This window comes from Microvirga sp. BSC39, assembly GCF_000739015.1.
Taxonomy (GTDB): Bacteria; Pseudomonadota; Alphaproteobacteria; order Rhizobiales; family Beijerinckiaceae; genus Microvirga.
In genome coordinates this window covers 12563-29882 of the sequence record NZ_JPUG01000022.1, presented here as the reverse complement: position 1 = coordinate 29882, position 17320 = coordinate 12563, and the positions used below count along the sequence as shown (strand labels likewise).

Genomic DNA, 17320 nt, shown 5'->3' with positions numbered 1-17320 from the left:
GGCCAGACTACGCGGCCCGATTGGCCTCAGCCGTAGCGGCCCGGGCCGCATTCTCGGCGACACGGGCGGATAGCTCGGCTATCCGGCGGCTGTTGGCGAGGGTCAGCTCCAGATTGTCGCGCAAGAGCGAGCTTTGAGCCGCCAGGAACTCCGGGAGGCTCCGACAGCGAACCAGCGCATTCACTCCATCCAGGTTCTTCTGCATCCGCTCCTGGACCATCTCCAGGCACTCACCTGAAGCCTCCTGGATCCCACGAGCCAGAACGGCGCTGGACTGGGTGACTGCCTGCAGGTTCTGCGTCGCACGCTCGGTCAGCTGCTGCGTGCGCTGGCGGGCTGTCCCGGATACCTCTGCAACCTGATCTGTTATGCGCTGCGCTACTTCCGCGCCTGTGCTAACGCCTCTCCGCACCACCTCCTGGGCGGCCGTTGCAGCCTGCTGGGCGGTTCTTGGAGCTGCCCAGGCGGTGTTCACAACCGTCTCAGCTGCCTGCTGCACACGCTTGGCTTCCTCGCGCTCCCGGCGGGCAACCGCACGACGCTCCTCCGCCTCTGCACGCTCAGCGGCTTCGATCCTGGCCTGCTCGGCCTCAGCCTTCTCGCGCTCACGGCGGGCTTCGGCGCGGCGCTCCTCAGCCTCAGCGCGCTTTGTCTCCTCGATCTCAGCCTTCTCGGCTTCGATCCGCTCGACCACGGCTTCGGCTTCCTCATCACTCAGAGCCTTCAGAACAGCCGGGAGGAGTTCCTTCTTGTCATCCCGGACATGCTGCTGGAACACCCGCCTGAGCTCAGCCACTCGCGTGGCGAACTCCTCACTCTCCTTCGGCGTGTGGTCAAGCTCCGTCAGGAGTTTCCGGGTTGCCTTGTTGTCGTTGAGAGCCACGCGCACGAGGTCCTTTAGGTCCTTGTGCTTGCGCAGCACCGGAAACAGGTGCTGTTCCTCAAGGCTTGCGAGCAGCTCCAGCTCCTCCTTGAGATCAGAAAACAGCCTCTCGCGGGTCTTCACTGCATTCTCAGAGGTGTCAACGAGCTTAGCGAAGAGTTCGTTCGCGCGGGCTGGGCTGGTTTGGATCAGTTGGCGGATCGTTGTCATAGTCCCTCACGTGATCAGCCGATGCGTGTGGCTCGCGCATGTTTCGGCGCTGAGCCGGTGAACGCATTGGTAGCGGATTGGAATAGGCCTATAATGCAACGCTTGGGCCCGGCGGCTCGCGCTCTGTGGGATATCTCGCACAACAGAGCAATCGAGACAGTATGCTGCACTGCAGCATAGGTCAACGGCTGTTCTTGCGAATGGTTCCAGGCTGCTCCTCGGCTGAGCAATTCGGTAGGCCGGTTTGAGCTGATGGAGACGAACTCTGTCATTGAGACATTGGAGAGGTCTTTGTGGAGCTTGCCTCAGCCACCCTACTTTTCCATGACATATGTGCCGGGTGCATCCAGCAGAGGCGCGTGCTTGGCGCTGCCCATCGGGGGCGGTGCGCTCTTTCGGCCCGACCGAGATGAAAGCCAGGCGGTCCAATCCGGCCACCAGCTCCCCTCGTGGCGGCTTGCGCCCTGCAGCCACTGCTCGGGATTGCTCGCGGCTGCCGCTCCAGTCTCCCGGGTCCAGTAGGTTCCCTTGCCACCCGGGGGATTGATGATCCCTGCAATGTGACCGCTGGAGGCACGGACGAACCGCACCTCACCGCCAAAAAGCCGGGTGATGCGCCACGCCGCGTCCCACGGCACGATGTGGTCCTTCTCCGCCCCCACCGCATAGGTGTCTTGGCCGATGCGGCCGAGATCAAGCGCCTCGTCCTTGAGCGTGATCTTGCCCGGCTCAATCAGGTTGTTCTCAACATAGGTGTTGCGCAGGTACCAGCTATGGGCAGCGCGGGCCATGCGGGTGCCGTCGCTGTTCCAGTACAGGAGATCAAAGGCTGGCGGCTTGCTGCCCATCAGGTAGTTGTTGACCACGTTGGCCCAGATCAGATCATTCGAGCGCAGCAGGTTGAACATGTTCGACATCTCGCGGCTATCGAGATAGCCGCGCTCCATCATCTGCTGCTCAATCAGATCCACCCCCGGCTCATCCATAAAGACAGCGGTGTCGCCCACGCGCGAGAAGTCCTGCAGGGAGACCATGAAGCTGGCCGAGTTGAAGCGCTTGTCGCCCTTGGCCGCGAGGACCGCCAGTGTCATCGTCAGGAGCGTCCCACCGATGCAGTAGCCCATGGCGTTCACCGTGGGACTACCAGTAATCTCGCGCACCACGTCGCTGGCTTCCAGCGGTCCGAGGTCCATGTAGTCCTCGATGCCGATCTCGTCCATCGACGCATCCGGGTTCTTCCAGGAGACCAGGAAGACCGTGAACCCTTGCTCGACCAGGTAGCGCACCAGGCTGTTCTTGGGCTGCATGTCGAGGATGTAGTACTTGTTGATCCAGGGTGGCAGGATCAGCAGTGGCGTCTTGTGAACCTTCTTGGTTGTTGGCGCATACTGGATCAGCTCCATCAGGCGATTGCGATGGATCACCTTTCCTGGCGTGAGGGCAAGGTTCTTGCCTGGCGCAAAAGCCTCGGTGTCGACCATGCTCAGGCGCCCGGCCTGGAGGTCGGCGGCCAGGTTGGCGGCGCCAGCCGCAATACTGGTCCCTCCGGTCTCGACGGCTCGTTGAAGAGCGACAGGGTTCGACAGCAGGATCAGGGCAGGACTCATGGCATCCACGAACTGGCGCAGGTGGAAGTTGATGCGCTGCTGCTCCGCCTCACTTATGCCCTCCACATCGCCCTGCTGCAGGAGCCAATCGGACGCGAGCAGATAGATCTGCTGGAGAGTGCGATAGACCGGGTTGGCATGCCATTCATGAGCAGCAAACCGCTTGTCTGTGGTGGAAGCTGGTCTTTCGGCTGACGATGAGCCGGCAAGACCAAGCCAGCGCTGCCCTGCTTCGTGCCACACGTCGAGCGCGGAGCGCCACAGATCCTGATTGAGGTCCACGACGTCCAAGGCTGTGCCTGGTTTTCTCAGTGAGCGCAACCAGACGATACGCAGAGCCCGGGCGATCTCGGCCCAGTCGACGGGCACGACATCGCGCAGGGGATTGGCGTTCCACATCTGGTCGATGGAACGTAGGGTGGGATCCTGTGACAGGCTCCTCTGGAGCTGATCGACACCCCCGTCGATCAGACCCGAAACAGGGTTGTCCGTTGTCATCTGCCACCAGGTGGTCCCTGGGGCAGCCAAGGACTTTGCCGGGGTGGACATCTGGTCCATCCAGGAGGCCCAAAGCCTCAGCATCACATCGGGCCCGGGCAGAATCCCGTCCAGTTGAGCTTGGATTTTCTCCTTATCCTGATCCGTCACAGGTTCCTCCGAGACTTTATGGCTGGCGCTCTCAGGCACATCTCTGCTTCGGATTAGCATCTAGATGATGCCGACCGTTCTGCTAGCAGGTTTGGTAGGGTGAACTGGGCGAAAACGGATGAGCCGCGGAACGGGTTCAAACGGCACCGGAAATCGTGATGATGAAAAACGGGGGCACCCTTCGGCTGACTCCCAGCATATCCGCTGTGCTGTCACAGAATGACCTATGATCAGACCGGAAGGTCTATTCTCCCGCGGTGAGCGGACATTTGGCGAGCATGCCTAAACTTCCCAAGTTGACCCTAAGGAGACTTTGGAGCAGGTCACACGTCCAAAGAGATTAGAAAAAGCAAGTGCTCAAGAGATCCATTGTGGAGCGGCGAGCCGTTCCTTGCCTTGAAGGTTGAAGCGGTCCAACCAGAGGGTTCGACCGTACGGAGCCGATGCCCCAAGACTGTGGCACCGGACGCGACAGCTGAGCGTTGGTTGCACATGGCAGATGCTCTTAAGCTTGCTTCAGCGCGGACTGAGGATACACCCGGGGTTGTTGCCTCGGCAGTGTATGCCGATGGCCAAAGGATTGCCGAGGTTCCGATTGAGGACGTCGGCGAGTGGTCTCGCAAGCCGGGGCACGTGGTCTGGATCGGCCTGCACGAACCAAGTTTGGACCTCCTGCGACGCCTCCAGGCAGAGTTCGGGCTGCATGAACTCGCCATCGAGGATGCGCTCAAGGCCCACCAGCGGCCGAAGCTCGAACAGTACGGCGAGGCTTTGTTTGTGGTCGCGCGCACAGCCCAGATGTTGGAGGGCCGAATTGCGTTCGGTGAGACCCATGTGTTCGTGGGGCAGGGTTACGTGGTCTCCGTCCGTCATGGGCCCTCAACCTCCTACACTCCAGTGCGCGAGCGCTGTGAGGCATCGCCAACCGCGCTCTCGGCCGGGGAGGACTACATCCTCTATGCCTTGCTCGATTTCATCGTCGACAACTACATGCCCGTGATCGAAGCGATCCAGACGGAGGTTGAGGATATCGAGGACTGCATCTTGGCCGAGACATACACGCAATCCCGTGTGGGCCGGCTCTATCAACTCCGCCGGGATCTGCTGCGCCTGCGCAATGCTGCCGTCCCCTTGGTAGAGGTGTGCCGGCGGCTTGAGCAACCGGGCCTGCCGGGTATCGATGCCTCACTCTATCCGCTCTTCCGCGACGTCTCCGACCACATCCGCCGGGTGCAGGAGGAGATCGAGTCCCTGCGCGAGGTGCTGGCCTTCGCCTTTGAGACCAGCCTGATGGCCGGGCAGGCGCAGCAGACCGAGATCACCCGCAAGCTCGCGGCCTGGGCTGCCATCCTGGCCGTGCCGACCGCGGTGGCCGGCATCTACGGCATGAACTTTGAGCACATGCCAGAGCTGGAATGGCAGTACGGCTATGCCTTTGTGCTGGTGATCATCGCGTCGGTGTGCGGCTGGCTCTACTGGCGCTTCCGCCAAAACGGCTGGCTCTAAGACTTGCTGTCGATGGAGTGTTTCTGCCGCTACGCTGAAACCCATTGCTGGATCGGCAGTTCCTCTCACTAACTTGTGATAGTCGCCCGCGGCCCGAGCCGGCGCGACGAGCATACGAGACCAGGACCCAAGGAGAGCATCATGTCACACGACGCCTCAGGCGACGTGCGCCTGCCCCATGTCAACGACCTTCACCCCGATGTCGCCACCTTGATGATCGCGCGGGCTTTTGCCGAGACTTACCGGGATGTGCTCGATGCACCGGTCCCGGAGCCGCTCGTCGCGATCCTGCGGCAGATGGAAATCAGGGATGTCGACCATGACCGCGATGCAGCCTGAGCCACACCTTGCGCTGATCGTAGAAGATGATCCTGATGTCAGGGCACTCGCTGCCGTCCTGCTGGAGGAAACCCCGCTCAACGTGGTGGAAGTCGAGAGCGCGGAGGCAGCCCTAGATTGTCTTCAGGAGCGCGGCGGCGAGGTGGCGATGATGTTTGCCGATGTTCGCCTCCCGGGAGAGACGGATGGAGTCCAGCTCGCCAGGGCTGCATGCACGCTCTGGCCAACGGTTCGGGTCGTGCTCACCTCGGGCGATCCGGGCGCCGGGCTGGCTGACCTGCCCGAGTGCGTCACCTTCATGCCAAAGCCCTGGCGCGGCCTCGACGTGCTGGTCCAAGCCGATAAGGCAATCCGTGATCCCCAGCCGCCGGTGACCTGACATGGGACAGGATACAATTGACGAGGCGACAGTCGTCCTTCTGGTGGAGGATGAGCCGCTTGTGCGCATGACGGCCGCCGACGAGCTGGAGGAGGCGGGCTTTCAGGTGTTGGAGGCGGCGAATGCCGACGTTGCCATAGCAGTTCTGGAGAGCCGCTCTGAGGAGGTCCAGGTCCTGTTCACGGACGTCGACATGCCCGGATCGATGGACGGCCTTGAGCTTGCCGAACAGGTTCATCGGTGCTGGCCGCATGTGCTCCTGCTGATCTCCTCCGGCTACGCCCGACCGCATCCCGACGAGATCCCGGACCACGGGCGCTTCATGCCGAAGCCCTACTACGGGCCCACTCTCGTGCGGCATATCACGGAGATGATGCAGGCTCAGTGAGGATTTGAGGAAAGATGATGAGGCCACTCGGCCGGGGAGGAAGTGATCCTCAGCAGCAGCCCTGCACGAGGTTTCTGGTCGCGAGCGCATCGCCTGTAGCGGCAAAGGCCGCCGTGTTGTCGAAGATGCACCAGGTCTCAATGTCCGCTGCGGCGTCCCTGGCGAGCACCCCTGCAATGGCCGTGAGATATTCCAGGCTGTAGGCAGAGTAGTAAATCCGAGGCGAGCCGTGCAGGCGGTAGTACGAGAGGCCGCGCCAGCCACCCGGCTCGTCCGCGCCCTGGACCGGGGCTGGGTCGGCAGCGACGCGGGCAATCCGAAACCCGTCGAGCAGGGCCTCGACTTCGGGTGTGAACCAGGATGGATGACGGGGCTCGCAGACGATGCCGCCATGAGCCCGGTTCCTCAGCTCGCTCAGGAAGCCGTCAGCAACGTCAGGCTGGAAGGTTAGACTTGGGGGCAGTTGGACCAGCAGCGGCCCGAGCTTTGATCCAAGGCCGCTCACCTCCGACAGGAACCGATCCAGCAGGTCACCGACGTCTTTGAGCCGACGCTCGTGGGTGATGGCCTTCGGCACTTTCACGGCAAAGCGGAAATCCTCCGGCACCGAGGCCGCCCAGCGCTCGTAAGTGGCAGTTCGATGCGGGCGATAGAACGAGGAATTGATCTCGACCGCGTTGAGGACGGCGCCGTAGCGCTCCAGGTGCGACCCCGCTACCGGGAAGGGTGCCGCATGCTCCTTCGGGATGCTCCAGGCGGCAGTGCCGGTCCGGATTGTGGCAACCGCTCCGTCTGGGGCTGGACTAGGGCCTCCGGATGCGGTGCGGTCCGGGTCAGGAGGTGCCCGCATGCTCCCTCACTCGGCGAAACGGACCAAGGCGCGCAAACCCTCGATCAGGAGCTTGCGCTGGTCGTCTGGCACGGAGCCTTGGCAGGTGGCATCCACGAGCGCCTCCAGTTCCTGCCGGCTCGGGCGGCGCTCGCGGATCTCACGCGCCCACATGGCGATCTGCGATGCCTTGCCGGCACACGACGGACACTCATCAACGATCTCACGCGCCAGGGTCATGATCTGGTCAAGGGGGCTGGTGTCAGGGTCGGTGGGCATGGGTGGACCGCTGTCGCTCAGGGCTGACTGTAAGCTCCGGTCATTTGGAACAGCCTTACTGCGCCAACGCAAGTATACCGCGGGCTGTTCCGGCTCGCGTGAGATGGAAACCTCTGCACAAGCGAGCTTCGATTGGCCGCGTATAGCACTTCCATGATGTAAGGCCTTGGGCCGATTCCCGGGCCGGAGCAGACCCGAGGAAGAGCATGAGTACTTCAGAATTTGCCTCCGATCCAAGCGTTCGCGAGAAGCCTCCAGGCGGGGTCAGAGGTGAATACTGGCCATTCGGGAGGCGGGTCTACTCCTGCCAAGGCTCCACGAGCCCGGAGCTGTTCGGACGCAGCGTTACGCGGTAAGCGACCTCCTGCCCGGTGACGGCGGAGCCGGCCGGAGCACAGATGACCTTGAATGCCGTGCCCCGATCATCGGGAACGACCTCTATGACCCTCGTGGCCACAGGACAGGCGAACCCGCTGTCCCTGACCCAGGAGGCATATCGCTCCAGAACTGTCAGGGACCAGACATCACTCTGGGCAGCGGAGATGCCGGGGAGGAGGGCGGCGATGACTGCTACGGCTACGCGCATCCCGACCACCTCCCTATGCCCTGCCGCACACCTGGAGGAGCAGGGCATCCGTGACCGTAATCTATGGCGCCTGCACGCCTTGATCGACGAGCGGATCACGCCCAATCAGGATCCAAGCGCTCCCTGAAGGGCAGCCTTGGTCGCCGAGTCGGGCTCGAACTCCTCCCCCTGCTCGACAGAGAGCATCTGAGCGAGCCTGGATCGCGCCCGGTTCACCCGGCTCTTAATCGTGCCGACGGCTACCCCGCACACCTGAGCTGCCTCCTCATACGACAGCCCTTCGGCCCCAACCAGTAGCAATGCCTCGCGCTGGTCGAGCGGGATCCCCGCCAGAGCCTTGCGGAAGTCCTCAAAGTCGAGACGGGCTCCCTGCTCAGGTGGGACCGAAAGCCGGGCCGCGTACGATCCATCAGCGTCCTCAACTTCGCGCCGTCGCTTCCGGTATTCGGAATGGAAGAGGTTGCGCAATATGGTGAACAGCCAGGCATTGAGGTTTGTACCGACCTCGAAACGGTGGATGTTGGCCACGGCCCGCACCAGCGTGTCCTGGACCAGATCGTCGGCGCGGTCAGCATTGCTGGCCAGCGACATGGCAAAGGCGCGCAGGCTCGGAACAGTCGCCAGGATCTCGTCGCGCAGGCGCGGATCAAGCGTCAAAGGGACGTCCTCCGCGCGAGCCCCTGATCAAGAAGGGCCGGGAGCCGTTCCGGCACTGGCTCACGAAGGATGCTGTCGTAGTACCCGCGCAGCTCTTGCCCGAGCCAACTCAGGTCGGCAGGACCGAGTGTGCCGCGCCCGAGCACGAACTCGCAAGCTTCGGGAAGTTCTGCTTCCGGGAAGGCGATCCCGTCTGCCTCCGCGTCATCGTCCATAGGAACTCCACTGTCAAAGCCTAGCCGTGCGGGCGAACGTGTCAGCCAGTACGAGGTTCCTTGCTTTCCCAAAGACTGACGAGCGCCAATCCCTATATCGGGGTGCAGAGGCACTGCTGGAACCCTGCGCCGGCATGACGGTGACCGAAGGCCGGACGAAGCCTCATCGGGAGCGTCGGCATTGAACAGGCGCACCAGCGGCTTATCCTCGACAATCAGGATCACAGGAGGAGCATCGGACGGGTTCGTCGGCATGGCAGTGCCCTACGCATCTGCGCACGTCTTCCGGCGAACCGTCATGGCCACTGCAACAGACAGCACAGGCTCGCCCTGTTCATCCCTGACCCGCACACAGATCTCAGGGCTGAGGCGCTTGGGAAGGTTATATTGGCCGATCTCGGCCGCAGCCCCGACGGCCATAGCTTCGGCGGCATTCAGATCCTCCAGCTCAAGGCCCTCATCATCACGGGTGAAGCTGTCCCCGTCCAACACGTCGAAGTAAAAGCGACGCAAAGCTATTTCTCCTGTTTTGCCTGGTACGTGCGAACCACAGGAGAAGCCGTTTGTTCACCAGAGACGATGAATACTTCGGTATTTTTAAATGTGTTACTTCAAGGCAGTTAACCTATGTGATGCCTGCGGTGGCATAGATCCTTAGAGCCCGCCGCGCTGAGCGGCGCGTTTGACAAGCTGCGGCGTGAGCTGGGCGACCGCTTCAAGAGGTTGGAGTTGCCAGCTAGTGGTGAAAACCTGACGCTTGGTGCCCAGCGTCGAACCGCTGCTTTGGGCAGGTTTTGGCCTCGTTTGCCGCTACATCCCGGGAGAACTTTCCAACAACGCTGCATCAAAAGCCAAGCCAGAGCGTTTGCGTCCAAGCGCGCCGTTCTAAACGTGAGGGACCCGATCCAGTGGCCACAGCCAAAGCAGTCGTCTCTAACCCGTCTCTTCTCCGCGCCGAAGCGGACGGAGGCTGTCAGTGATACATGCTGTGCGCCGGGGACAGGGACGACCCCTGCTCCTCATCCATGGTTTGGGTGGAAGCTGGCGGTCCTGGAGCACCATCCATCTTGCCCTTGCTGACAAGCGGGAAGTGATCGCAATCGATCTGCCCGGCCACGGCGGCACGCCCGCTGGAGTCGAAAGCGGCACCTTCATAGGCCTCGCCAATAGCGTTGATCGCTTTATTGCCGAACAGGAGCTTTCGGGTATCGATGTTGTTGGCAGCTCGATGGGCGCGCGGCTTGTACTGGAGCTGGCCCGCCGTGGGAGCGTCGGCGCGGCCGTTGCCCTCAATCCCGGCGGGTTCTGGCGCGGATGGGAGCGGACGTTCTTTCGCACAACCATCGGAGCATCCATTCGGTTGGTCCGTGGTCTCGAGCCTGCCCTGCCCATACTATCGCGCAACGTCGCGGCGCGGACGGCTCTCTTGGCGCAGCTCTCGGCACGACCGTGGGCCCTTGCTCCCGAGCTTGTCACGACCGAGTTGAAGAGCTATGCCGCGACGCCCACCTTCGACGCTCTGGTTCAAGACTTAGCCGAGGGGCCGGAACAGCAAGGACCAGCCGCACCTGGTTCTGGTCCGGTGATGATCGGCTGGGGCCGCCAAGATCGCCTGTGTCTGCCGCGCCAAGCAGCTCGTGCGCAGGAGGCGTTCCCGACGGCCAACCTGCATTGGTTCGACAAGTGTGGCCATTTCCCGATGTGGGATCAGCCCAAGGAGACGATACGACTCATCCTCGAAAGCACAGGTGGCAACGGCGACAAACCCACTGCAAGAACTTGAACAGCCGCCTTGCATCAGAGGCGAGCATTACTTCTCGGGTAACAAGTGTCAGACTTCAACCACTAGGTCCGCTAATCCCCATCCTGAGCCCCCGCAAAACGTGCTCACGATCGGCCGGATTGATCGTGAAGGTGAGCCCACCCGAGCCGCGGCGTCATCAGGGACAATGTGCCAATCGCATGAACCTTTGTGTGACCGCAAATACACATCTCTCATCGCATAAGTCAGGGACGCAATCTTACGATCCGCCCCTGGGGCCGTGCATTACTGCTTCTTTTCGCCCGAGCGCGTGGTTGTCGAGCCAGTAGTCTTGGCTGAGAATGCCTCTCTCAGTTCACGTGCTGCGAGGTCTTGCGCTTTATCAGCATCTGCGACGGCGGGAGCCATGCCAAAGAACTCATGCGTGGCACCCTCGAAGTTCTGATAAGTCACCTTGGAGCCTGCCGCTTTCAACTTCTCAGATAAGTTTTTGCCCTCGGTCATCAGCGGGTCGATCTCGGCTGTGATCACGGTCGCATCCGGCAAATCCTTCAGATTTGCTTGGACGAGGTTCAGCCTCGGGTCCTTCAGATCAGCCTCAGTCTGCACGGTGTTCTTCGCAAACCACTCCATAGCCTGCTTGCTCAGTGGGATCGCATTCTCATTTTCCTTATAGGAGGCGGTGGTCGTGTCAGTGCCTGCTACAGGATAGATGAGGAGCATGTGGGCAGGTTGCTGGAACTTGCCATCACGGGCTGCAATCGCCACATTAGTAGCCAGATTGCCGCCTGCTGACTCCCCTGCTACGGCAACCCGGGTCGGATCACCACCAAAGGACTGCGCGTTCTTGGGCACCCAGGAGTAGGCCGCAATGGCGTCCTCGTGGGCTGCCGGGAACTTGTGCTCCGGTGCGTGGCGATACTCCACAGACACCACGATGGCATTGGCTTTCTTGGCGAGAGCCATAGCGGAGGCTTCATAAGTGTTGATGTCGGCAATCACCCATCCGCCACCATGGTAGAAGACCACCACTGGCAGCGCACCTTGAGCCCCTTCTGGCTTGTAGACCCGCGCAGGCAGGTCACCTGAAGGGCCTGAATAGGTGATGTCCTGTTTGGCCACCTTCATCTGCGCCATAAGCGCATCTGGGTCCTTGCCTTCGTCCTTCAGCAAAGCTTTGACGGCATCAGCAGGTGTCGGACCTTTCCGGGTCTCTTCGACGGACTGCGTGCCAAGGGGCTTAGCCCCGAGTTCCTGAAGCTTGGCGATGAGACGGCCCATGTCGGTATCGGCACGTTTCATGGTGCCGCTGTCGTCCATTCTGCTGGCTCCTTGCAGCGCTGAGCTGTCCATCTACATGGCCGGCGCTGCAGGGGAGGGCTGAGATTGGCTCTGTTGTGCCTGTGCGGTTGAACTGAGTGCTTGAGCGTTTGCCAAAGCAAAGAGCGAAACAGCGGCAAGAGCCGCTCCTCGGGTCATGGCCATTTCGGAGTCCTTTGGTGGAAACTGCCGATATTAACCTGTGTTAATTTCAGCCAATGTCCGACAACGAGCCCAGTCACCTTAGTGTTCCACACGAACCAAACGTCAACAGCCGTGGTGATCGAGATTTCCATAATGCATAGCAATGATGATCATGGATAGGAATAGAACTGCGAGAGATGCAAGTCGGAGTCGTTCAGCAGCCATTTCTGCCGGGCCTAATAATGCTCAACCACGAGACTGAACCGCGATCAGAAACCCCTTCTGCGCATGGAGAGGTGTATGTCTCTGCCCCACTCATCTGAACTCGATGGCTGCCGCAAAGAGGGACTTTGCAGGACGAGCTTACAAGAGGTTCATCAGTCCGCGGTCTGATTGGGGGTCAACTCAGTCTCGATGGGAACAGCGCTGCGCCTGAGGCGTCTTCGGTGAGTATCTGTTGCCGCTCAAAAATCTGTCGCTGGAGTTTGCCACCTTGGAAGCCCCTCCACTTGAACGCAAGCTCGTCGCCATACTCGCTGCTGATGTAGCGGGCTACAGTCGCATGATGCACCAGGACGAGGACGCGACCCTCGCCACCCTCACCACTCACCGCACAATCATTGATGATCTGATCATCGCTGGGCGAGGGGAGATTTCCGGTACCGCCGGCGACAGCGTCCTGGCCGAGTTTGCCAGTGTTGTCGATGCCGTGCACTGTGCGGTGGCCATTCAGCAGGCCCTGCACAAGGCGAATGCCGCCATGCCAGCCGAGCGCCAGATGAGCCTGCGCATCGGCATCAATGTTGGTGATGTTCTGGTCAAGGATGGCACCATCTTCGGCGATGGCGTCAATGTCGCCTCGCGTTTGGAAGCCCTGGCGGAGCCCGGCAGCGTGTGCATCACGCGCGGCGTGCGGGACCATATCCGCGATCGGGGCGAGTACGAGTTCGAGGATCTCGGCGAGCACAGCGTCAAGAACATTGCCCGTTCCGTTCGCGCCTTCCGGATCATGTTCGATCCGAGTGCTACGACTGAACTCGGAGAGGTTGCCGGGCCCCCGGAGGCGTCCCTCTCGAGCGAAGCCACCTCGAACGTGCCGCAGGATGCAATCGAGCTTGAGTTCTGGCAGTCAGTTCAGACCAGCGGGGCTGTCGAGGAGTACAGTGCCTACCTAGACCGGTACCCGGACGGGATCTTTGCCCCTCTGGCCCGGGAACGTCTCGCCAAGCCTGACACCTTGGAGCGGCCTCAACCTGTGCCGGAGAGCTCTGCCGTCGAACTCGCTTTCTGGGATACGGTTAAGGAGAGCGACAACCCGGCGATGTTCCAGGCCTACCTTGAGCAGTTCCCCGCAGGGTCGTTCAAGGCTCTGGCAGAGATCCGCTTGGCTGAACTGAGCTATCCAGCAGACGGTGGTGAGCAAGCCTCGCCCTAGGTACTGGAAATAATCCTCTCGCCTGATAAATGAAGGTAGTCCTGTTGAACGGAACCGAACCCGTCGTGCTGGCGGGCAGGCGGGTCAAGGCGGCGGCTTCGTGATCGCCCGACATAGCCAGAAGGTTTGGGTGCACATTTGTGGCTCTCACCCTGTTCGTTGCGCTCGGCAAATGAGACTTGCGATCCAAGCTCTCGGTACTGTCAAGCAACGCTCAAGCCTGCTTAGTAGCAAGCGGACCTTCGGTTCAGCATCCGCGTTGATAGATCCTCAGTGCGTGGAGAACGCATTCACACCTCGGGGTGCCCATGAACTTCCAGGATCCGAACACCATCCACGAAGGAGGGCAGCCCACCGATCCTCAACCCACGCGCAAATCCAGAATGAGGGAGGGACGCCCTTACCCCCTTGGCGCCACGTGGGACGGAGTCGGCGTGAACTTTGCCCTGTTCTCAGCCAACGCTACGAAGGTTGAACTCTGCCTGTTCGATCACACCGGCGAGCGTGAGCTGGAGCGCATCGAGTTGCCTGAATACACGGATGAGGTCTGGCACGGCTACCTGCCGGACGCACGTCCCGGGACCGTCTACGGCTACCGGGTCCATGGTCCCTACGAGCCTGCCGCAGGACATCGCTTCAATCCCAACAAGCTCCTGCTCGACCCTTATGCCAAGCAGATCGTGGGACAGATTACCTGGAACCCTGCGCTGTTCGGCTACCAGGTGGAAACGGCCGACGACCTCACGTTTGATCGCCGTGACAGTGCTCCGTTTATGATGAAGAGCCGCGTCATCGATCCAGCTTTCACATGGGGACGCGACCGTCGCTTGCAGACAGCATGGGAGAAGACTGTCATCTACGAGACGCATGTGCGCGGCTTCACGATGCGCCACCCGACTGTGCGAGGGGGTCTGCGGGGCACCTATGCCGGCTTGGCCAGCCAGGAGGCCATGGATTACATCCGCTCCCTCGGCATCACCGCCATCGAGCTCCTGCCCATTCACACCTTCGTCAACGACAGCAACCTGACTGAGAAAGGGCTGAAGAACTACTGGGGCTACAACACCATCGGGTTCTTTGCTCCAGCCCGCCGGTATGCTGCCAACCCGGACTTTGCCTTCGCAGAGTTCAAGGAGATGGTGGCACATCTTCATGCGGCCCAAATCGAGGTCATTCTGGATGTGGTCTACAACCACACCGCTGAGGGTAATGAGCTTGGACCGACACTCTCGTTCAAGGGCATCGACAATGCATCCTACTACAGGCTCGCACCAGATCCCCGCTACTACATTAACGACACCGGGACCGGCAACACGGTCAATCTGAGCCACTCGCGGGTGCTGCAACTTGTCGGGGACAGCCTGCGCTATTGGGTGCAGGAGATGCATGTCGATGGCTTTCGCTTTGATCTCGCAACGATCCTGGCCCGGGAGCCACACGGCTTTGATGAGGATGGGCGATTTCTCGACACCTGCCGGCAGGATCCGGTGCTCAGTCAGGTCAAGCTCATCGCGGAGCCTTGGGACTGCGGACCGGGCGGCTACCAGGTTGGGCGCTTCTCGCCTGGCTGGGCGGAGTGGAACGACCGCTACCGGGACACGGTCCGCGCCTACTGGAACGGAGAGCAAGGCAAGCTGTCCGAGCTTGCCTCGCGGCTTACCGCCTCAGCGGACATCTTCAACAAGCGCGGACGCAGGCCCTGGACCTCAGTGAACTTCGTCACAGCCCATGACGGGTTCACGCTGAATGATCTTGCCTCCTACGAGGCCAAGCACAACGAGGCGAACGGAGAAGACAACAAGGACGGGCACAACAACAACTTGTCTGTGAACTACGGTGTCGAAGGTCCAACCAGCGATCCGGCAATCCGCAATCTGCGCTTCAGGCATATGCGCAACATGTTAGCGACCCTTCTGCTCTCCCGCGGCACGCCTATGATCCTGGCCGGTGACGAGTTCGGCCGTTCGCAAGGGGGCAACAACAATGCCTACTGCCAGGACAACGAGATCTCCTGGCTGGACTGGCAGGGGATCGATCCTGATCAGAAGTGCCTGGCCGAGTTCGTTCAGAAGCTGCTGGCCATTCGGCGGTCCCTGCCCATGCTGCGACGGGGACGGTTTCTGATGGGCGAGTACGACGAGGATCTCGGGGTCAAGGACGTGACATGGCTTGCGCCGGCAGGCGATGAGATGACGGTCGAGCACTGGGAGGATCCTAACGGGCGCTGCATGGGCATCCTGTTGGATGGTCGAGCCCAGGAGACGGGTGTGCGCCGCTTAGGGTCGGACTCGACGCTGCTCGTGATCCTGAACGCCCATGAGGACGTGGTGCCCTTTAAGCTGCCGGCGGCGGCCGGTGGTAGTCGATGGGTGCGCCTGATCGACACGAACCAGGACCGGAACGATGATCTCGAGGACTGTGAATTCGGACGTGTGTACGAGGTGACCGGGCGCTCGCTCCTGCTGTTCATCCTCAGACCGGCGCGCCAGAAGGGGCAGCCAACGGACGCGGATCGCTCATTCCAGCATGTCCTGGACGCTTTTGAGACGGTCACCTCAACGCCAGTCGCCCTTCCGCAAAAGACACTTTGGTGAGCGTAAGCGCCCTGAGCCAGCCTCTGGGGTCAGCCAGCGCTTAGAATTTCGCACTGCCTGGGAGACGTCCTGTCTAAGAGGTGATTGCATGGCGCGCTACTATTTGAATATCCATGACAGGGCACAGAGTGCGCGCGATGACGAGGGCTCCGAGTTCGACAGCCTGGACGCGGCTGTGCAAAGCGCTCTCACGTCGGCGGGTGAGATCGGCCGGAGCCTCCTGGGGAAGGGTGATACCGGCGACATCGTCAACAAGGTTTGGAACGAGCACACCCAGCGGGTCTGCACCGTAACAGCTTCGATGAGGATCGATCGGCACGCTGCACCACCTCGGTGACCTCATCCCTGGAGCGCCTAATTTCGAGAGGCGTTCTCATAGAACTGTACTGCCAAGTTTGAATGTCGTTGATCGATGGACGGGAGAGGGGCCCGGGGACGAGTGGTCTTCGGCAAAGGGAGCCCCGCTCCAGTAACGGAATGGGGCTCAGTCTACGGAGATCGGTCAAGGAGACCTGCCCAAAGGCAGGTTGCCTCCGCAGAGGATCAACCGCACATCCTCATCAACGTTCCTCCCCATCACGGTCTAGTAGAATGGACGGCACAAAGTCCCCAGTAAGATGGATAAGAGCTTTTCACGGATGATGAGCGGCTATTTGCGCTTGTCGTTGTCGAACACCTTAGGGTGGCTCGTAGGTGTCCCGGAGGTCGACGACGGGCCCGTCGTCCCGGCAGTCGTGGGGCGTGACCGTCCGCGCATGAAGTACCAGATAAGGCCGGCAACGATTGCCAGACCAATGATGATCCACAGCCAGGGGGTGTCGCCTCCGTCTGTTGCCGGTGGGGCGGGTGAGCCGGGCGTGGCGGGCGGGGTGGCCTGGGCAAGTGCCTCATTCATCGCAGCGAGCGTCACGATCGTAAAAGCATGGAGCCTGTTGAGCATCATGTTCCTTTCCGCCCGCAAGGGCTGCGGATCAACGTCGGCCGGACGCCCACGTTCCTCACACGGTGAAAGCGCGAGCCTCGCGGCCCTGGGACACCTCACTTGCCATGGGGCAGCCCGTTCGCCGCCATGGGGTGAGCTATCGGTCAGCCCAGCGGGAGGAGACCTCCTCATGGGTCGGCAAGCGCCCGTAGGGGTGAACTGATCGACGGCATCCGGCAGGTGATCCGAGAGCTCCGCCAGCAGTTGCTGCCGCAGCATGCCCGTCTGTTGCTCCAGCTCATCGATGGCATCAGGACCAAGGGCGTGCGAGAGTTCATCCGGTGCAAGCCTGCGGTTCTGGCCCGTGCCCACCCAGGAGTCGGCATGGTCGCCATAGCCGTTCTGGAGGAACTGATCGAGCAGGCTACCCAGCCCACCTCCAGCGGAACTGTGACGGGCGTCGGTCATGGCGGTGCTCCTGTTCGGCCTGCCAACCCCTTGATCTGCGAAAGGTTCAGTAGGGCTGCGTTGTTTGAGGCCGAATATTGCCTCGCCTGGGTCCTTGGGCCCCGCCGTGCTCACACCCGTCGTTGCGGAACTCCCATGCCCAGAACCCG

18 protein-coding genes are annotated in these 17320 nt (G+C 61.3%); 8 read left to right on the top strand and 10 right to left on the bottom strand.

Translation table 11 applies throughout. The features are described from left to right. Nucleotides 1-7 precede the first annotated feature (7 nt). A complete protein-coding gene (locus MA07_RS29915; protein ID WP_052002730.1) occupies nt 8-1093 on the bottom strand; it encodes a phasin family protein in 1086 nt (361 codons plus the stop codon). Between the two features lie 314 nt (nt 1094-1407). Further along, nucleotides 1408-3249, bottom strand: coding sequence for a class I poly(R)-hydroxyalkanoic acid synthase (gene phaC / locus MA07_RS01785; protein ID WP_244445126.1), 1842 nt, complete (start codon nt 3247-3249; stop codon nt 1408-1410). Between the two features lie 591 nt (nt 3250-3840). Here phaC and MA07_RS01780 point away from each other — a divergent pair. The 4 genes from MA07_RS01780 (at nt 3841) to MA07_RS01765 (ending at nt 5960) form a co-directional block, all read left to right on the top strand. Next, the gene (locus MA07_RS01780; protein ID WP_036346206.1) at nt 3841-4854 is read left to right on the top strand and encodes a magnesium and cobalt transport protein CorA; all 1014 of its coding nucleotides are present in this window, start codon (nt 3841-3843) and stop codon (nt 4852-4854) included. A 141-nt stretch (nt 4855-4995) separates the two neighbouring features. Next, nucleotides 4996-5193 (top strand): hypothetical protein, encoded by a 198-nt coding sequence (locus tag MA07_RS30625; protein ID WP_036346203.1) that lies wholly within the window; start codon nt 4996-4998, stop codon nt 5191-5193. Further along, nucleotides 5165-5572 (top strand): response regulator, encoded by a 408-nt coding sequence (locus tag MA07_RS01770; protein WP_244445125.1) that lies wholly within the window; start codon nt 5165-5167, stop codon nt 5570-5572. The genes MA07_RS30625 and MA07_RS01770 overlap by 29 nt, the downstream gene beginning before the upstream one ends. A gap of 1 nt (nt 5573) precedes the next feature. Further along, entirely contained in the window at nt 5574-5960 is a 387-nt protein-coding gene (locus tag MA07_RS01765; RefSeq protein WP_036346200.1) for a response regulator, read from the top strand. 49 nt (nt 5961-6009) lie between these two features. Here the strand turns inward: MA07_RS01765 and MA07_RS01760 are convergent, their stop codons facing one another. The 6 genes from MA07_RS01760 to MA07_RS01735 all read right to left on the bottom strand — a co-directional run bounded on the left by MA07_RS01760 (nt 6010) and on the right by MA07_RS01735 (nt 9039). Beyond that, nucleotides 6010-6810, bottom strand: a complete 801-nt coding sequence (locus tag MA07_RS01760) for a DUF72 domain-containing protein (protein WP_081928709.1) — start codon at nt 6808-6810, stop codon at nt 6010-6012. Nucleotides 6811-6816: 6 nt separating this feature from the next. Further along, complete coding sequence (locus MA07_RS01755; RefSeq protein ID WP_036346197.1) at nt 6817-7068, bottom strand: hypothetical protein; 252 nt, start codon at nt 7066-7068, stop codon at nt 6817-6819. Between the two features lie 298 nt (nt 7069-7366). Beyond that, the gene (locus tag MA07_RS01750) at nt 7367-7654 is read right to left on the bottom strand and encodes a hypothetical protein (RefSeq protein ID WP_036346193.1); all 288 of its coding nucleotides are present in this window, start codon (nt 7652-7654) and stop codon (nt 7367-7369) included. Nucleotides 7655-7759: 105 nt separating this feature from the next. Continuing rightward, entirely contained in the window at nt 7760-8311 is a 552-nt protein-coding gene (locus tag MA07_RS01745) for a sigma-70 family RNA polymerase sigma factor (protein ID WP_036346189.1), read from the bottom strand. Then, nucleotides 8308-8526, bottom strand: a complete 219-nt coding sequence (locus MA07_RS01740) for a NepR family anti-sigma factor (RefSeq protein ID WP_036346188.1) — start codon at nt 8524-8526, stop codon at nt 8308-8310. Before MA07_RS01740 ends, MA07_RS01745 begins: the two co-directional genes overlap by 4 nt. Nucleotides 8527-8790: 264 nt before the next feature. Beyond that, a complete protein-coding gene (locus tag MA07_RS01735) occupies nt 8791-9039 on the bottom strand; it encodes a hypothetical protein (RefSeq protein ID WP_036346186.1) in 249 nt (82 codons plus the stop codon). Nucleotides 9040-9502: 463 nt separating this feature from the next. Here MA07_RS01735 and MA07_RS01730 point away from each other — a divergent pair, with 463 nt between their 5' ends. Beyond that, complete coding sequence (locus MA07_RS01730; protein WP_244445124.1) at nt 9503-10309, top strand: alpha/beta fold hydrolase; 807 nt, start codon at nt 9503-9505, stop codon at nt 10307-10309. A 264-nt stretch (nt 10310-10573) separates the two neighbouring features. On the opposite strand, the gene MA07_RS01725 is transcribed toward MA07_RS01730, so the two are convergent. Next, nucleotides 10574-11608 carry an alpha/beta hydrolase gene (locus tag MA07_RS01725; protein WP_200879307.1) on the bottom strand — a complete coding sequence of 345 codons (1035 nt, stop codon included), beginning with the start codon at nt 11606-11608 and terminating at the stop codon, nt 10574-10576. Between the two features lie 601 nt (nt 11609-12209). Here MA07_RS01725 and MA07_RS01720 point away from each other — a divergent pair. The 3 genes from MA07_RS01720 to MA07_RS01710 all read left to right on the top strand — a co-directional run bounded on the left by MA07_RS01720 (nt 12210) and on the right by MA07_RS01710 (nt 16118). Further along, nucleotides 12210-13187, top strand: coding sequence for an adenylate/guanylate cyclase domain-containing protein (locus MA07_RS01720; protein ID WP_244445123.1), 978 nt, complete (start codon nt 12210-12212; stop codon nt 13185-13187). 383 nt (nt 13188-13570) lie between these two features. Beyond that, the gene (glgX, locus tag MA07_RS01715; RefSeq protein ID WP_244445127.1) at nt 13571-15781 is read left to right on the top strand and encodes a glycogen debranching protein GlgX; all 2211 of its coding nucleotides are present in this window, start codon (nt 13571-13573) and stop codon (nt 15779-15781) included. Between the two features lie 88 nt (nt 15782-15869). Further along, the gene (locus MA07_RS01710) at nt 15870-16118 is read left to right on the top strand and encodes a hypothetical protein (RefSeq protein WP_036346181.1); all 249 of its coding nucleotides are present in this window, start codon (nt 15870-15872) and stop codon (nt 16116-16118) included. Nucleotides 16119-16430: 312 nt separating this feature from the next. Here MA07_RS01710 and MA07_RS27410 read toward each other — a convergent pair whose 3' ends face one another. Further along, a complete protein-coding gene (locus MA07_RS27410) occupies nt 16431-17171 on the bottom strand; it encodes a YidB family protein (protein ID WP_052002726.1) in 741 nt (246 codons plus the stop codon). Between the last annotated feature and the right edge of the window lie 149 nt (nt 17172-17320).